This window comes from Megasphaera hexanoica, from assembly GCF_043520715.1.
GTDB classification, from domain to species: Bacteria; Bacillota; Negativicutes; order Veillonellales; family Megasphaeraceae; genus Megasphaera; species Megasphaera hexanoica.
This window is the reverse complement of the sequence record NZ_CP171361.1, coordinates 986,130-1,003,031: the sequence shown is the minus strand read 5'-3', so window position 1 is coordinate 1,003,031 and position 16,902 is coordinate 986,130. Positions and strand designations below refer to the sequence as shown.

Here is a 16,902-nt window from a genome sequence, read left to right as displayed (position 1 = left end):
CGCTCCTCTCTTAATGGCGGGAAAAAAAGTTGAGAATAATAGAAAGGACGACACTGATGACGATACAGGTCACGATGGGAAAATAAAAAGACGTATTTCCCCTGGTGAAATGGATGTCTCCCGGCAGGTGTCCGAGGAACCGGGACAGTCCCAGCTGATCCAGTCCCATCCAGGCTGCGCCGGCAATGATAAAAAAGATTCCGATGTAAATCAGTGTTTTAGCCATAGTGTCTCCTAAAAGAGTGACGTACTCTTGGCGCCGTCATCCCGTCCCGGTTCAGGCAGGCCGAGGTGACGATAGGCTGCAGCCGTCACGACCCGTCCCCGGGGCGTGCGGTTCAAAAATCCCTGCTGCATGAGAAACGGTTCATAGACATCTTCGACGGCATCGACGGACTCGCTGATTGCCGCCGCAATCGTATCGAGGCCGACGGGACCGCCGCCGAACTTCTCGATGATGACCTGCAGTACCCGCCGGTCCGTCCGGTCCAGGCCGCAACGGTCTACTTCCAGCCGGTCCAGTGCCGACGAGGCAATGTCGCTGGTAATAGCCGGTGCTCCGGCTACCTGGGCAAAATCGCGGACCCGCTTCAACAGGCGGTTGGCAATACGCGGTGTGCCCCGGCTGCGGCGGGCGATTTCCAGTGCCCCCTGTTCCTCTATTTCGATATCGAGGATCTGCGCTGTCCGGCGGATGATGAGCACCAGTTCTTCGGGCTTATAAAATTCCAGACGGCAGATGACGCCGAAGCGGTCCCGGAGAGGCGGCGCCAGGCGTCCTACCTGGGTCGTCGCACCGACCAGGGTAAACGGCGGCAGGTCGATACGCACCGACCGGGCACTGGGTCCCTTGCCGATGACAATATCGAGGGCGTAATCTTCCATGGCCGCATACAGCACTTCTTCTACGCTGTGGGACAGACGGTGGATTTCATCGATGAACAACAAGTCCCGTTCCTGCAGATTGGTCAGCAGGGCTGCCAGATCGCCGGGCCGTTCGATCGCCGGGCCGGACGTGATGCGCAGATTGACGCCCAGCTCATTGGCGATGATGCCGGCCATGGTCGTCTTGCCCAGGCCCGGCGGCCCGTACAGGAGCACGTGGTCCAGCGCTTCCTTGCGCAGTTTCGCCGCTTCAATGAATACGCGCAGATTTTCCTTGGCCTTGGTCTGGCCGATATATTCCTTTAAATAATGAGGCCGCAGACTGTACTGCCAGGAATCACCCGGCAGGTCGGCCGTCTCAATGATGCGATGTTCTTCCATCTGTTACCTCCCGCTGCCGAGACTGCGCAGAGCCGCCTTGATAAGGCTTTCTACACTATCGCAGGCAGCAGCCTGTTTCTGGATGACCGGCAGCGCTTCCTGTTCGGAATAGCCCAACGACTGAAGAGCCGCCAGCGCTTCGGCAGCCATGCCCTGTGGCGCTGTCGTATCTTCCACAGTCACCGCCATGACATCACTGTCACCGGGCGTCCCCACCTTGTCTTTCAACTCCAGCACGAGGCGGTTGGCCGTCTTCTTGCCGATACCCGGCAGCTTCGTCAGGACACTCATATTGCTCTGGCTGATGGCCAGCCGCATCTGGTCCGGCGTAACGGCTCCCAGGGCGTTTACCGCAAGTTTGGGGCCGATGCCATTGACCGTGATGAGGAGCAGGAACAATTCATATTCATCCTGGGTCAGGAATCCGTAAAGGGTGATATCGTTTTCACTGACACTCATATACGTATAGAGCATCGTTTCTTTGCCGATAGTCAGATTTCCCAGGGTCGAACCGGACACGATAGCCCGGTAGCCAACGCCATTTACATCGATGAAACAGGCATTTTCAAAAATATGAGTAATAGTACCTTTCAGATAACCGATCATAATTGGACCGTCCTTTTCAAACTCAGGGAATGACGGGAATAAATGGTATAAATCGCCATAGCCAGCGCATCGGCCGCATCATCGGGCTTGATTTTCTCCCGGATGCCGAGAAGGCGCATGGTCATATCGATGACCTGTTCCTTCGTCGCCCGCCCATAGCCGGTGACACCTTGTTTGACCTGGAGCGGGGAAAATTCCAGAATCGGGATATGGGCCTGCTGGGCCGTAAGGAGGATGATGCCCCGGGCCTGGCCGACGGTGATGGCCGTCGTGACATTGCGGTTAAAAAAGAGCTGTTCTACACCGATGACATCGGGCTTATACTTGTCGTAGAGTTCGTTCAGGCCGTCGTAGAGCATGACCAGCCGTTCGGCATCGGTATACTCCGGTGTCGTCTGTACCGTGCCGTATGTCACCGGTTTCAGCCGGCTCCCCATAGCATCGACCACGCCAAAGCCACAGATAGCCGTCCCCGGATCGATTCCCATTGCCCGCATCACTGCTGTCTCCTTTTGATGAAATACCATAGAAATAGAAATAAACAGACTAACGTTCATTATAACATGAAAGAGGCCGTTACACAAAGGGTTTCCCCTCTGTCACCGGCCTCTTTGACTCAATTTTTACACTAAGGCTACCCGTTTTCCACTCCTGTGTTACTGCGCATGGGCCAAAGCCGCACTTCTTCCGATGCAGAGCCGGTTCAGCTGGCATAGCTGCCCATTGATGACACTGCTTGTTTCCAGATTATGAAGTCCGCTGAAAATGCCGCGTTTCACCGGTGAAAATCGAAACCTTCTATCAAATCCATATATTAATCATAAATATTGCCTGGGAGAGAACAGAACTTTTCCATCATAACCGTACCGGTCTGTTGCTTGAACTCCTTCAGAAACAGGACGGGGCGCTCCCCTGTTCCGCCATTTTCTTTAGCGGTCTGTGAGCAGCCCGAGGACGATATGCTTGCGGCACATGCGGTATACGACGGTCAGGACGACGATGGTCACGGCCCAGCTCACGGGATAGGCCAGCATGAGAGTAAAGAAGTCGCGGTGAGAGGCAAATGCCGTATAGAGCCAGAGGATACGGACACCGCAGATACCAACGAGAACGACGACAGCTGGCGGCAAGGAATAGCCGTAGCCCCGCAGAGACCCGGAGATGATGTCAATGATGCCATTGAGGTAAAACGTGCCGGCAATACAGAACAGCCGCAGCGACCCGAGCTGCACGACGACGGGATCACTGTTGAACAAGGAAATCAGCGGTTTGGAAAAAAGGAGTACCGGCGTCACCACTACCAGGAGAAACCCTCCTTCTACGGCGAAGGCCACCTTGGTGATGCGGAAACAGCGGCGCAGATTCCGTGCCCCATAATTCTGCCCGACAAAGGTCGTTGCCGCCTGACTGAATCCATTGACGAAGCAGTACATATTATTTTCTATGATGAAGGCCGCTGTCGAAGCTGCCATGGCTTCCGTCCCCAGACTGTTGAGGGCCGACTGGATCAGCACATTGGAGAGGGCAAAGACCATGCCCTGCAACCCTGCCGGCAGGCCGATGCGCATGATGCGGCAGAGTTCACAGTGGGAAAAACACATATGATGCCGCTGCAGGCGGATCCGGTCGGCTGTACGACATAGTAAGACAAATAAGATGGCCGCGTTGACGGCAAAAGAAAGGACCGTCGCCACGACGACACCCGTAAGGCCCAGACCGAAAGCGGTGACAGAAAGCAGGTCGAGGACGATATTGATTGCATTGGCTGCCACCAGACTGTACAGTGGCGTCCGGCCATCACCACAGCTGCGGAACACGGCCGCTTCGAAATTATATAGGGAAAGGAACGGCAGACCCAGGAGGAAAATCCGCAGATACAATTCTGCCATAGGATACACGTCGTTCGGCACGGCGAGAATTGCAAGAGCCGGAGACACGATGAGTTCCCCTATGATCATGAGCGCCAGTCCCATGCCCAGAGAAAGGAGGATAGCCGTCTGCACCGTTGCTTCCACTTTCTCATCCTTCCGGGCTCCCAGATACTGGGCAATGACGACATTGGCACCGAGGGAAATCCCCATGAGGAGCGTCACCAGAAGGCCGATGACAGGCATATTATTCCCGACGGCCGCCATAGCATCTTTCCCGACAAACCGCCCGAGGATGAAGACATCAGCACTATTAAAGAGCTGTTCAAACATGCCCATGAGGCCGACGGGCATAGCAAAGAAGAACAATTTATCGGCAATAGAACCGTGAAGCATATCCATCCCCTTGCGGGCCTGTTTCCATTTTGTCTGTTCCATAAGGCACCTCCTTTATTCCTTTGCATTGTTTCAGTGTAGCACGTTTCGTAGGTTTCTTCCATACGGTCAGCCTGCTGTCCTATACCAGAACAGCACAAAAAAAAGCTGCAACAGAAATGAATCTGTCACAGCCCTCTATGCATCCTATACGTAATAGTCCGGCATATCAGATAGCGTGGAGAATGTCCAATATAGCCAGTGCAGCCGTACATGCCGGGCAGTCGCAATACTTGGCACCTTTAGCCTGAATATCTTTGGCATGAGCCAGGAGTCCTTTAGCGCCTTCTTCGCCGAGAAGCTTTTTGGCAAAATCGGAACCGGCAAAGCCGAGCAGTTCGTCAATGGTAGATACACCATTTTTCAGAGCGTCGATATAAGCCGGAGTTTCGGCATCTTTGTCAGCGGCAGCCAGCCATTTTTCAGCAGCTGCTTTCAATTTCGGATTGCAACTCGGTGCTGCCAGTAAATCGTTGGTCTTAGCCGTTACGGCTTCTATCGTTTTTGCGTCCATGAGTCATTCCTCCTAGTAGTAACAAAATATCGTCCTTACATTTATAATGTATATATCATCTAAGTTGTAATGTCAATAGTTACATTTTTTTATTTTGTCGGGAAGGAAGGGATAATTTGAAGGCTGGAAAAAGATAGTGGTTAGTGAAAAGATAGTTTGAAGTTTGATGTTTGATGTTTGATGTTTGATGAAAAAAACGCAGGTCGGGAAGGACAGTGGTCGGTGGTTAGTGATTAGTAGGCTTTGGGCCGGTTCACTGCGTTGGAAGCCAGACGCCGCTGCACGTTAGAAGCCATCCCCCAGCAGCCAGCGGAGGACATTTTTCTTTTTGATGCCGTTGTAATCTGCTTCTGAGGGAATTTCATCCAGTGTCAGCAGGTATTTGGGATATTGATCCGGTATGGCGCGTAGCGTTTTCAATTCCCGTTCGAGCACTTCCGGGAGCAGTGTACTTTCTGCTACTTGGTAGTATTCTCTGGTTCCGGACCGTTCAACGACAAAGTCAATTTCTCCTTTGGGCAGCTGGCCAACGTATACCTTGCCTCCCCGGCGCAGTAATTCCAGGTATACGACATTTTCCAAAATGTGACCCGTGTCCCGCCCGGTATCGTTGATCAAAAGGCGACGGAAAGCGGGGTCAACCAGATAGTATTTGGCATTGATTTTCAGCAGCTGTTTTCCCCGTATATCAAATCGGTCTGCCTGATAAATGAGCATACTATCCTTCAGACCTTGTAAATATTTTTCAACGGTCTTATTATCTATTTTCCTGCCAGCACTAGTCAGGGAATTGGCAATTTTATTAGGTGAAATGAGACTGCCTATATTCGCGGCCAGAAATTTCATCAGACTCTCTATCATCATCGTATCGCCGCTTCTCATCCGCTGTAATGTATCTTTGACCAGAATTGTATTGTAAATTCCTGACAGGTATTCCTCTACGGCCTGGGAATCGTGTTGAAACTGCAGGGCATAGGGAAAAGAACTCACTCGGACATAGGCGTTATATTGTTCAGGCACCGACAGGGAATCAGGCATTCCCTGACAAAATTCCCGAAATGACAAGGGCAGCATCGACAGCTCCACATAGCGGCCTGTCAAAAGCGTCGCTAACTCACCAGACATAAAATAGGCATTGGATCCGGTGATATACACATCGGTATTCTCTTTAATAAACAGGCTATCTACCACTTTTTCAAAATTTTTTACATGCTGTATTTCATCGAGAAAGATGTAATTCATCCTATCCGTCTGCATCCGTTCTGTAATATACTGATGTAATGCATGGTATTCACACAACGGTTCATAAGCCAGGTCTTCAAAATTTATGGTAATAATTTGTTCGGGAGCCACACCATGATGCAATAAATATTGCCGGTACAAGTAAAAAATAGTAGATTTCCCACACCGGCGGACACCAGAAATCACCTTAATCAAATGATGGTTCTGATAACGCTTCAAAAAATCCAGATATTCTGGTCTGGGTATCAGTTTCATAGCAACTCCTTTCTGGAATTGTTTCCTAATTATCCTATTTTATAGTAAAAATTTGGAATTTATTCCTATCTTTATATATAATATCATGGATTTGGATTTTATTCCAATTTTATGCAGAGAGCCGCAGGCCGGGAAGGGATAGTGGATAGTGGATAGTGGTTAGTGGTTAGTGGATAGTGGTCAGTGGATAGTGGTCAGTGGATAGTGGTCAGTGGATAGTGGTCAGTGGTTAGTGGTTAGCAGGAATGCCGGGAACCCTGTCCGTCGTGCTACGTTCCTCGGACTCAGATACTGGAACTCAGATGATAAAAGAACCCCTCTGCCGAAACTACGATATTCATATATATCTGGCAAGGTGCTACAATAGGGCACTGTGTTTCGGCATAGGCGAGGGCTCACGACTGGGGGCGCTTTGCATCGGAATCATCGGCTATGGTGTCAGATACAAGGCGGAGGAAAGAGGCGTAGCGGGGCTACGTTGATAGACGACAACGCCGTAGATGATGCTATAGCCGGTGAGGCAGACAGAAGAAGTCCCCCGGCCGTGAGCCCCTACACACATTTGCGCGTCGCTACGCTCCTTCAAATGCGGTTCTCTGCCTAAGTCGGCCGTTGGCGCCAGCTCCCGCTTCCCAGGGGAGCCATGCTACACTGTCCTTCAAACCAGCACAGATGCAAAACGCCCCGCATCAGAATTAGAGGAAGGCTCTTCTGATGCGGGGCGTTTTGTTTGTATCAGTCAGATAAGGTTATTCTGTTATTTGATACGGCTTTTCAATTCTTCCAGGGCTTTCTTCAGTTCCTGGATTTCCCGGTCCTGCAGGGCATCGTTTGCCTTGAGCTGCTGGTTTTCCGCTACCAGCTGGGCCTTGCTGACACCGGCATAGGAGTTTCCTTTGCCAATCTTGAAGCTGACGCCAGCGTTGAACATATTTTCCCCATTGCCGAAGTTCGTGCCCAGGCTGAACATGGTATCTTCATTGGGACGATAGAAGGCGCCGAAGGCGACACTGTTGGCATTGCGGTAATTGCCATAGCCGACAGCGAAGTCCCATTTGTCATCGGGATTGAAGTCCAGCGGATGGAGCGCTGCCAGAGCCGCTGCACCGGCACCGACTTTGTTGATGCGGTTATCGAGGTTGGATACACGGTTATTGATGTTATAAATAGATTCCGTATTGGCAGCCACCTGATGATCCAAAGCCGTTATGTTTTGGCCAGCTGTGTTAGCCTGTCTGATGAAGATTCCGTCCTTTTCGACTCTCGTTTCCTTGTAGACGGTCCCGGCATTGACGGCGTTCTTAGAGCCTTCCTCAATCGTGGTGTTGGCTACATTCTGGATGGTCGTGTCTTCCCGCAGCGTAACGGTCTTGCTGTCGTCACCGTCATAGTTGACGGCGTTCTTGGTCGCAGCTTGCAACTGGTCTTCCGTAGCAGCCTGACCGGACGTAATGTTCTTGGCGTCCCAGGTCTTGTTAGTCAATCCACCAATCGTGCCTTTGTCATCCTTGTTGATGGTGACCTTGCCAATGGCAGCGGAACCTGTCACTTCGAGGTCTTTTGTTGTAATCTTATTAGCTGCTGTAACTGAATCGACATTCAGATCTTTATTCAGGGAAATCTGATAATTCGCTGCTTCTCCCTCTTTGGCAATATTTTCAACAGAAAGATTAGCATCTTCCGTTGATACAATAGTATGCTTGCCTGCAGCTTCTGACGCATTCTTAATGGCTTCGTCAAGTTTTCCAATGGAAGTCGTGACGTCTTCACCTTTTTTAACGTACTTCGTGCTGCTGTAGTCAAGATTCCCCACTTTGTTATCTACATGATTGACAGCATCTACTACGGTCGTTTTACCTTCAGTATTTTTAATATCTGCATTTAAATTTGTGACATCGCCTACATCACTGGCTTTGGCTACATCCGTAATCCGGACGGTACCAACTTTTCCCGTCTTATCTACAACGTCTATCGATACGCCCTGCACTGACTGGCCATCCTTGTCTGTAATAGTACCAACGGCATAATCTCCAGCCGTGATATGTGTATCATTGGCATCGGCTGCAGCCTGTGTCATCGCTTCGTGGAGCTGAGCTTCCGTAGCAGCCTTTGTAGACTGAGAATAATCTTTCGTTTTATCCCAGGTCGTATTAGACAAACCTGTAATCACATTATGCTGACCGTCTACAGTCACATTACCAGAAGTAACAGTTGTGGCTTGCAGACTGTTGAGACCTGTAATGTCTTTTGCAAGACGAATATTCAAGGTATCATCATCTTTTCTTACAACACCAATGTTAGCAGCGTCAACAGTTTCGGTCGCTCCTCCGACAATATTAAGTTGCTCATTCAACTTTCTCGATATGACTTTGCTATTATCTGACTTTCCGTCATCACCAGCAAATGTTAAACCATCCGTACTTTTAGCCAATCCGTCCGTATTTAAGCCAATCGTATATTCGATACCCTTTCCTTTGTTAACGCCTGTGTTATCTACTGTAATACGACTGTTTGCAGCCGCTTTGACAGTCGCATGCTTGGCAGCCTCTATAGCTACGGCATAAAGTTCGCTCCCATTGACGGCATCCGTACTCGTAGGCGTAACACGTCCGGCGGCTACGTTCGTAATAGTCCGTACCACTTTATCATTACCTACACTAACGATTCCGCTTGGCCACCCGCCGCTTACACTATAGTTGCTGTTAAGATTCGGAATCGTAAGAGACATGACATTGTAATCATTCAAGTTTCCCGAAGCTTCCGAACCTTGGCCCAAGGCAACGGAATTTTCTACTGAAACCTTCGCACCTTGCCCAATGGCAACAGATTGTGCACCGGAAACTTGTGCACTCATACCTATAGCAATACTGTTTTTTCTACTGACCTGACTGCTTGCGCCTAAGGCCATGCTATTTTCTGCATCGGCTAAAACCTTTGCCTGATATCCCAATGCTGTTCCCTTGGTCGCCCCTTTATCTACTTTCGCTCCTAAGCCAACAGCTGACGAGTAATTGGCCAAAGCTTCTGCACCTTCACCTACAGCAGTAGCAGATTCCCCACTAGCCCTGGCGAGCGAACCCAGTGCGGTTGCCTGCTTTCCTTCAGCCTGTGCATTCATCCCAATAGCCGTACTGTTATCTTGATTGGCCAGGGCATCGGTACCTAGTGCAACAGCATACCGCCCTGTTGCCTTGCTATTATAGCCCAGGGCGGTCGAACGATAACCAGACTGGCTATTGTAACCAACCGCAGTGTTATCATCCTGACTATCTTTACCCTCTAAATGAGTTGTTTGAGCACCATATCCCAACGCTAATGAATGCTGTCCCTGGGCTGAAGCAAAGGGTCCGATGGCAATAGCATCATCCCCTGTAGCTCCATTATTGTTATAATTACTATCAGTACCGGTAGCAGCACCACTTTTGGGATTCATACTATAATAATGAGTATTAGCATCGGTTACAGGATCCGCCGCCAGTCCTACACTGGTGACACCGGCAGTAAGGACAAAGGCGGTAAGGGCGGCGACGGTTAATCGCGACGTCCTTCCTCCGATGGACGTCCGTCCATGTGCTTTGGCCATTTCAGATGCAACAACATATAGTTGTTTCGTATGATTCCAGATGACTTTGTATATTTTATTCATAAGGCTCCCTCCTCATAGCATAATTATTAATAAAGTGGTCTATTTGTTATCATTATACCATAAAACAGTTTCTTATCACAAATTTATTGCTACAGCATCTTTTATAATCACTATAATTTATATTTTTATATTTAAATTATTATTATATTATTTATTTCTATTTGTTTCTATTTGTTTTTATAACATAGTAATCAATAGTAAAATTATATTTATTAGTATTAATGTATCTATATAAATATAATTTTTTCAACTGGACAGCAAACTGTCACTTATACTGACATGAAAAATTCATCAATAAATTCCGGTCATACAAAAAATCTATTGCAAATACTATTTACCAAAAGGAAAGTTCGTAGTAAGAAACGCAGGCCGCAGGTCGGTTTGCCGCGTTGGAAGCCGTCCCAGGGGAGGCACAGATGCAAAACGCCCCGCATCAGAATTAGAGGGGAGCTCTTCTGATGCGGGGCGTTTTGTTTGTATCAGTCAGATAGGGTTATTCTGTTATTTGATACGGCTTTTCAGTTCTTCCAGGGCTTTCTTCAGTTCCTGGATTTCCTGATCTTGTTTCTGAATCTTCTGATCCTGCAGAGTATCGTTTGCCTTAAGCTGCTGATTTTCTGCTACCAGCTGGGCCTTGCTGACACCGGCATAGGAGTTTCCTTTGCCAATCTTGAAGCTGACGCCGGCGTTAATCATGTTTTCGCCGTTGCCGAAGTTGGTTGCCACGTTGAACATAGTATTTTCGTTGGGCTGGTAGAAAGCTCCCAGTGCTACACTGTTAGCGTTGCGGTAGTTGCCATATCCGACAGCAAAGTTCCATTTGTCATCGGGATTGAAGTCCAGCGGATGGAGCGCTGCCAGAGCCGCTGCACCGGCACCGACTTTGTTGATGCGGTTATCGAGGTTGGATACACGGCCGCTCAGGTTGGTTACGTCACCAGCCAGATTGATCACGTTGTTTTCAATCGATTCTACGTTCTTCTGAACACGATAGAGCTGGCTGCCATTGACAGCATCTTTCGATTCGGCCGCGATTTCTCCATCGGCGACATGAGTTACTTTCTTGCCGCCTGCATCGATACCACTCTTGGTAATCGACGGGCCTCCCGTGATAGTCAGTCCATCACTGGTCATCTTCGTATCCCCGGCCGTTACGCTATCGACGGTAATATCTTTTTTGAGAGAAACGGTAATGCCATGATCACTGGCAGTAGTCGTAATATTGGTCGTATCCCCTTTGATAGCAAGGTTTTCACCCGGTTTGACAGCTGTCGCTTCACCACTATCGGCACCAAAGTTTGTCGGTTTCGTTTCAGCCGTAATGATAAGTCCGTTTCCGTTAGAAGGATTTTCTGTGTTGCCCGGATTGTCCGTATTGCCTGTATTGCCCGGATCAACAGGAGTAACCGGTGTATCCGTCGTAGCCCCAGATGTATTGCCACCTTCACCCGGTTTTTCGGGATCTACCTTGACATCGTCGGTAGGTGTCGAACCGCCTTTTATATTGGCACTAATTGTATATACGCCGTCTTTGTTGACGATAGAGATGCCATCACCCGCTACGAGTTTCATGACAGAACCCACCTTACTAGCTACAGCCTTCAGTTGTGCCACGTTAACGGCATCGGTGTCAGCATAACCGGCAGCTACATTGGTAAGCTGGCGGGTATGATCACTATCACCGATGGAAGCAGCGGCCCAGGTCGATTTCCACTTTTTATCGTCAGACGTACTTGCAATACCTGTCAAAGGATCATATCCAAACACATTTGCTTTAGTCGAAGCCACAGAACCACTGCCCAGTGCTACGCCGCCTTCGACAGTAGCGTTGGCATTATAGCCGAGGATGGTAACGTTTTTCTTATCCGTCGTCATCGGAGTTGTTGCATCAGCCGAGCCAATGATAACAGCACCGTCAATGGTTGCTCCGTCTGTACCTGTCACTGTACGGTTATCGCCAAAAATCTGAGAATTCGTGGTGCTGGTCACGGAGTTCTTTGAACCTACAACAGCCACATTCGTGGACTTCTTCACCTCATTGCCGTTACCGACAATAGAGGCTGCGCCACCGCCATTGGCGTTTTTGATAGAAGTGCGCATGGCTTCAGACAAAGCATTGGGGCTGGCGATGCCATCTTTTGTCTTGATTTCTGATGCATCAAAATCGTTAATCGAATCTTCTACCACGTTGCCGGCACCGACCATGACCGTACCATTGGCATTCTTGGTGCGGTTAGCAGAACCGAGGATACTGTCAGCCATACCGGCCGTGTTATGCTCTGTACTGGTCAACCCTTCTACACTATTCAGCGAGCCGAGGACAGCAGCACCAAAGTTCTGTACACCGTAAGGCTTTTCGCCCCATTTCTGATTATGGTACAAGCCAGACACAGCGGTATAACTACCTACTACTGTCGAGAATACGCCATTATTGTAGCTGTTATTGCCAATGGTCGTAGCATCGATACTTTCCTGATATTCGCCAATACCAGAATGGCCTCCACTCTTGTCCTTCGTAAAGTCGATATCCAAATCACCAAGTTTGCCTTGATAATTATGGATACCAATCATGGTACTGCCTGAACGAGCATAGGAATTCTGACCGATGGCAATACTGCCGGAATACTCCTTGCCCATGGGTCTGCCAAAGGCAAAGGCCTGTTCCAGGGAGCCATTCATATTGATGACGCTGGCATTCTTACCGATGGCAATGCTGTCGCCCTGGTTCACATAACTGTTGATATAGGCATTGCTGCCGATGGCCACATTGCCTGTGTCGTATTCATAGCCATTACCGCCATCACGTTGGATTGTGATATTTTTCCCGATAGCAATGCTTTCATCACCATTTTGTACCGTATTCCCATCACCGATTACAATGGTATCTTTCATAATTCGGTCTGTGTTATTGGCAATACGGTTATTGTTATCTCCCAATACGATGGAATTGGCCATATTCACAAAACTGTTATTCGTCCCGACCACATACGTATTCTGGGAATTGGTCACCTTGTTCTGGAACCCATCCACCAGGTTGTACGTGCTGATGGAATCTTTCGTTCCCTTCAGTATATTGCTGACACCCATGACCTGGGAAGACTGGGCATAGTCAACTGTGTTGCCGCCGCCCATGACCATGACCTGGCCACCGCTGTTCGGAACAGCTTTCTGCAGGATTTCTGTAACTTTCTGCATATTATTTTGCTGGTATGCCTGCATCAATGCCTGCAAGGTCTTTTCATCCAGCTTCACGTCCTTATAGGAATTGGTGACTTTATTGCCGGCCCCCATAATGACTGCTGCATTGGCATTCTTGGTATAGTTCACCTGACCGATGACACTATTGGCAACTCCATCGAAGTTAACCTCTGCAGCGGCATCGATGACATTTAAAGTACCTGCAGCTATAGCAGTAGCACCCTGATACATTTTACCCTTATTAGCGACTACTTAATCACCAACCCCAACAGCGATGCTGGCAATCCCGTCTGCTTTGCTGGCCGGTCCATTTTCAGTGGCTGCCGGACCTGCTGCATCAGCCAAACCATAAGAACCGAAAGTCAGCAGTCCGGCGACGATGGCAGCTACGGCCGCCTTACCAAAATACCTCCTCTGGTGTACATTTGTACTTATAAGTTCACTCTTACTGGACGATTTGTGTTGGCTTTTCGTTAATTCTGATGTAACGACATAGCATTGTTTTACATGACTCCAGATGACTTTGTATATTTTATTCATAAAACAACCTCCTGTATTATAATTATTATCATTACATAAAATAGTCGTGGTTTACTTAACATTATACCATAAAACGTTATTTTGTCACAATTATATTGCAATTAAGTGTCCATTACGGTGATATTTTATTGTTTTTTATGTTTATCTACTTCTGGTATATGATATTTTATTCTGATATATAAAACTCCAAAATGAGTGTGGTTTGTATATTTATATTCATCTATGTATTTATACTATGTTTTCTATAACTAGACAAAATTCCGACAAACGTAAAATGGTACGAAATAACATAATACAGGTATCAGTCCGTCTCTATTTTATAAAAACGCCATGTTCTCACTGTTTGACGCCTCATCTGTGATTAGGACACCAAGGCACTACAATTAGTTATTTTGCCTATTTCCTATAATTTCGCTACGTCATTTGTTTCGTCTTACATTACATTTTTTTGTGTTTGCATTTACAAATTATATTTTAAAGAGCAATACAACCCGCCCGCATTTCATGCAAAACTTTCATGACAAGTCATTTTTTCCCATAGAGCTGAGTTATAAAAAAATCCGCTGCACAAAAGGTGCAACGGAAGAGAAGGGATAGTTTGAAGTTTGATGTCTGCGGGAAATAACCGACATCCTCTTGCTGGGTGGCCTGCTACACTGCACTTTGAACCGGCCAGGACATAAAAAAGCGTCCCTTTTTGGGACGCTTTTTATGCTTACTCTTATTCAGCCGTTGTGTTGTTGACAACCTGTTTGCCTTTATAGTAGCCGCAAGTCGGGCATACATGATGAGGCATCATTGCTTCGTGGCACTGCGGGCATTCTACGTAGCCCGGTGCTGTCAATTTCCAGTTTGCACGACGCATCTTCTGACGAGTCTGGGATAATCTGTTCTTTGGTACTGCCATGTTCTGCACCTCCTTAAATCACATGGTACGTGTTTCTAGTGCTTTTCTTTGGATCGTAATAACTGAGCCAGGGCTTCAAGCCTCGGATCAATCTTGTCGGTAGGACAACTACAGGGTCCTTCATTCAGGTTTGCACCGCACTGCGGACAAAGCCCTTTGCAGTCAGGCCGGCACAATACCCTCATGGGCTCGCTGAGGATCAAGGTTTCTCTAATTGTCTCCGTCAAATCGATGTATTCCCCGTTATAGGGCAATACGTCCTCGGGAAGCTCCGCTTCCGTACCATAGACTTCAGACAGTGTTTCGTTCCGATCCACCGATACCGGTGTCAGACAACGGCTGCAGGGATACATGCCCGATGTACGAATCGTTCCTTCTACAAGGAGATGATTGCCATCGAAACAATACGTTCCTTCCACAGCTACGGTAGCATCTTTCCAGGGGAAATCATCTACATCACCGAGCTCGGCAGCCGGACGTTCAAACGAAAAAGGGAAATACTTCCCCATTTCTTTGAGTGCTTCTTCGACTTGTAGTTTCATTATTTCTACCTCGACTATACTATTATATCTATCCACTTAGGCTTTGTCAATGATAAATTCGTATACCCCGCACCGGCCGCGCAATGGTCTGTCATTTGCCGATAAATTCCCTCAGGAGGGAGTTCATGGGGACGACGGACGAATCTACGGGCTTGAATGGCTTCAGGAATTTGACCAGGCGCTGGGCTTCCGTATAATAGGGGCTGTCCTGTCCGATCGATTCCAGGAGCGGTTCGGCATAGGGTTTGAGGACAGCCAGTTCGTATGGCAGAGCCGTGTTGAAGATGGTATCGGCATCTTCCTGATAGGGATAGATGTTCTTTTCTTCGCCACGGCGCACGTCGCCCCAGATTTCCATGGTCGCTTCGGGACCGCGGCCGCGGAACTGATGATCCCGGACCATGCGGCGGATGATGCGCGTGTCCGACGTGGAAATGCGGTTGTGGTCGTTGATGCGTATCTGCGTCAGGACGCCCAGGGAGATCTTGACTTTTTCATAGCGGGGCAGCATGTAGGTCAGGGAATCGTTCAGGGCGTGGAGGCCTTCTACGACGATGGGCTGGCCCGGTTCGAGGCGCGTCGGCTTTTCATCGAAATAGCGCTTGCCTTCGACGAATTCAAAGCGGGCCAGGTGGACGTCTTTGCCCTGATTGAGGTCATCGATCTGCTGGTTGAACAGGGGCACGTCGATGGCGCGCAGTGATTCGAAATCGTAACTGCCATCGGGATTACGCGGCGTATCTTCTCTATTATAGAAATAGTCGTCGAGAGAAATGCGCACCGGACGCAGGCCATTGACGCGGAGCTGGGTGGTCAGCCGTTTGCAGAATGTCGTCTTACCGGCAGAGGACGGGCCGGCAATGAGGACGACTTTGATTTTGGGCCGCTGGGCCACGATATAGTCGGCCAGTTCGGCCAGTTTCTTTTCCTGCAGGGCTTCGGCCATATCGACGATATCCTGGATGGTCCCGTCCCCGATATAGCGGTTCAGGTCGGAGACGTATTCACAGCGGACGATGCGCCCCCATTCTTCCGCTTCCAGGAAGAGGCGGGCCATTTTTGGGATTTCCTTGTACGGCGGCAGTTCGTTGGGATTTTCTACTTTCGGGTATTCCAGTATGATACCCGGCGCATAGAGTCGCAGGTTGAAGCAGGTCAGGTATCCCATGCTGGGCAGGAGAGGCCCCATGTAGTAGTCCAGTATCTGCCCGCACTGATAAGCCAGGACATAGGGCACATCGACATGGCTCATCAGTTCCGCTTCGTGCTTGAGGTCGCGGTTGTGGCACATGGCCAGCGCTGTCTGGGTGCTGACTTTGACCTGGGTGATGGTTTCGTCCTGTTCGACGATTTCGTCCATGCGGCGCTTAATGGTTTCCACATCGTGGATGGTCACGTTGTGGCCGATTTCCAGTTCACAGTAAAGGGATTTGCGCAGGGCGTGTTTGACCAGCACCTTGCCGTCGGGATAGAGTTCGGCCACGGCCCGCACGAGGAGCAGGATGGCCGTGCGTATGATGCACTGGTTGCCTTCCAGTGTATTCAGCTGGTACCATTCGACATCGCCTTTTTCTTCTATTTTCGTCTGCAGGCCGGCCAGTTCGTTGTTGTACAGTGCAGCTGCCACAGGCGGGTCGGCTTCGGGACAGCACTGCCGGCTCAGGGCGAGCAGTGTCGTCCCTTTTTCTACGGTATAGTCTGTATTATGGGTTTTATCATGTATGGTAATCACCGTATCACTCCTCACTATATAGGTTAAATTTCAGGTCTCACTATCTATAGTTCTACAAAAATAATACGTTTCCTTTTTCAGAAACGGCATAAAAATGGTATAATACTTTTAAGTCATCATATTTTTGTCTCATACGCAAAGAAGGAATGCC

At 48.9% G+C, this 16,902-nt stretch carries 13 protein-coding genes; all 13 read right to left on the bottom strand.

Features of this window, described 5'->3' with window-relative positions:
- Positions 1-10: 10 nt before the first annotated feature.
- Positions 11-226 carry a DUF2905 domain-containing protein gene (locus tag ACGTIC_RS04695; protein ID WP_059075732.1) on the bottom strand — a complete coding sequence of 72 codons (216 nt, stop codon included), beginning with the start codon at positions 224-226 and terminating at the stop codon, positions 11-13.
- An 8-nt stretch (positions 227-234) separates the two neighbouring features.
- Positions 235-1,266, bottom strand: coding sequence for a Holliday junction branch migration DNA helicase RuvB (ruvB, locus tag ACGTIC_RS04690; protein WP_059075731.1), 1,032 nt, complete (start codon positions 1,264-1,266; stop codon positions 235-237).
- Between the two features lie 3 nt (positions 1,267-1,269).
- Entirely contained in the window at positions 1,270-1,872 is a 603-nt protein-coding gene (gene ruvA / locus ACGTIC_RS04685) for a Holliday junction branch migration protein RuvA (RefSeq protein WP_059075730.1), read from the bottom strand.
- Entirely contained in the window at positions 1,869-2,369 is a 501-nt protein-coding gene (gene ruvC, locus ACGTIC_RS04680; RefSeq protein WP_075582054.1) for a crossover junction endodeoxyribonuclease RuvC, read from the bottom strand. The genes ruvA and ruvC overlap by 4 nt, the downstream gene beginning before the upstream one ends.
- A 432-nt stretch (positions 2,370-2,801) precedes the next feature.
- Positions 2,802-4,178, bottom strand: coding sequence for an MATE family efflux transporter (locus tag ACGTIC_RS04675; protein ID WP_113855494.1), 1,377 nt, complete (start codon positions 4,176-4,178; stop codon positions 2,802-2,804).
- A 166-nt stretch (positions 4,179-4,344) separates the two neighbouring features.
- Positions 4,345-4,689 (bottom strand): hypothetical protein, encoded by a 345-nt coding sequence (locus ACGTIC_RS04670; RefSeq protein ID WP_059075727.1) that lies wholly within the window; start codon positions 4,687-4,689, stop codon positions 4,345-4,347.
- Positions 4,690-4,974: 285 nt separating this feature from the next.
- On the bottom strand, positions 4,975-6,186 hold the full coding sequence (locus ACGTIC_RS04665; RefSeq protein ID WP_113855493.1) for an ATP-binding protein: 1,212 nt from the start codon (positions 6,184-6,186) through the stop codon (positions 4,975-4,977).
- A gap of 757 nt (positions 6,187-6,943) precedes the next feature.
- Positions 6,944-9,832 carry an ESPR-type extended signal peptide-containing protein gene (locus tag ACGTIC_RS04660; protein WP_162816220.1) on the bottom strand — a complete coding sequence of 963 codons (2,889 nt, stop codon included), beginning with the start codon at positions 9,830-9,832 and terminating at the stop codon, positions 6,944-6,946.
- 501 nt (positions 9,833-10,333) lie between these two features.
- Complete coding sequence (locus ACGTIC_RS04655) at positions 10,334-13,261, bottom strand: YadA-like family protein (RefSeq protein ID WP_113855492.1); 2,928 nt, start codon at positions 13,259-13,261, stop codon at positions 10,334-10,336.
- Positions 13,262-13,282: 21 nt separating this feature from the next.
- Positions 13,283-13,570 (bottom strand): ESPR domain-containing protein, encoded by a 288-nt coding sequence (locus ACGTIC_RS04650; RefSeq protein ID WP_113855491.1) that lies wholly within the window; start codon positions 13,568-13,570, stop codon positions 13,283-13,285.
- A 721-nt stretch (positions 13,571-14,291) separates the two neighbouring features.
- Positions 14,292-14,477: a 50S ribosomal protein L32 gene (gene rpmF / locus ACGTIC_RS04645; RefSeq protein ID WP_014016180.1), complete on the bottom strand. Its 186-nt coding sequence runs from the start codon at positions 14,475-14,477 to the stop codon at positions 14,292-14,294.
- Between the two features lie 35 nt (positions 14,478-14,512).
- The gene (locus tag ACGTIC_RS04640) at positions 14,513-15,019 is read right to left on the bottom strand and encodes a DUF177 domain-containing protein (RefSeq protein WP_059075724.1); all 507 of its coding nucleotides are present in this window, start codon (positions 15,017-15,019) and stop codon (positions 14,513-14,515) included.
- Positions 15,020-15,110: 91 nt separating this feature from the next.
- Complete coding sequence (locus ACGTIC_RS04635) at positions 15,111-16,751, bottom strand: nucleoside kinase (protein ID WP_059075723.1); 1,641 nt, start codon at positions 16,749-16,751, stop codon at positions 15,111-15,113.
- Positions 16,752-16,902: the final 151 nt, after the last annotated feature.

Excerpts from the sequence above, each read along its gene's own strand:
- rpmF (WP_014016180.1), bottom strand. The coding sequence starts at position 14,477 with ATGGCAGTACCAAAGAACAGATTATCCCAGACTCGTCAGAAGATGCGT.
- ACGTIC_RS04665 (WP_113855493.1), bottom strand. The coding sequence starts at position 6,186 with ATGAAACTGATACCCAGACCAGAATATCTGGATTTTTTGAAGCGTTAT.
- ruvA (WP_059075730.1), bottom strand. The coding sequence starts at position 1,872 with ATGATCGGTTATCTGAAAGGTACTATTACTCATATTTTTGAAAATGCC.
- ACGTIC_RS04655 (WP_113855492.1), bottom strand. The coding sequence starts at position 13,261 with ATGTATCAGGGTGCTACTGCTATAGCTGCAGGTACTTTAAATGTCATC.
- ruvC (WP_075582054.1), bottom strand. The coding sequence starts at position 2,369 with ATGCGGGCAATGGGAATCGATCCGGGGACGGCTATCTGTGGCTTTGGC.
- ruvB (WP_059075731.1), bottom strand. The coding sequence starts at position 1,266 with ATGGAAGAACATCGCATCATTGAGACGGCCGACCTGCCGGGTGATTCC.
- ACGTIC_RS04670 (WP_059075727.1), bottom strand. The coding sequence starts at position 4,689 with ATGGACGCAAAAACGATAGAAGCCGTAACGGCTAAGACCAACGATTTA.
- ACGTIC_RS04650 (WP_113855491.1), bottom strand. The coding sequence starts at position 13,570 with ATGAATAAAATATACAAAGTCATCTGGAGTCATGTAAAACAATGCTAT.
- ACGTIC_RS04640 (WP_059075724.1), bottom strand. The coding sequence starts at position 15,019 with ATGAAACTACAAGTCGAAGAAGCACTCAAAGAAATGGGGAAGTATTTC.
- ACGTIC_RS04675 (WP_113855494.1), bottom strand. The coding sequence starts at position 4,178 with ATGGAACAGACAAAATGGAAACAGGCCCGCAAGGGGATGGATATGCTT.
- ACGTIC_RS04695 (WP_059075732.1), bottom strand. The coding sequence starts at position 226 with ATGGCTAAAACACTGATTTACATCGGAATCTTTTTTATCATTGCCGGC.
- ACGTIC_RS04660 (WP_162816220.1), bottom strand. The coding sequence starts at position 9,832 with ATGAATAAAATATACAAAGTCATCTGGAATCATACGAAACAACTATAT.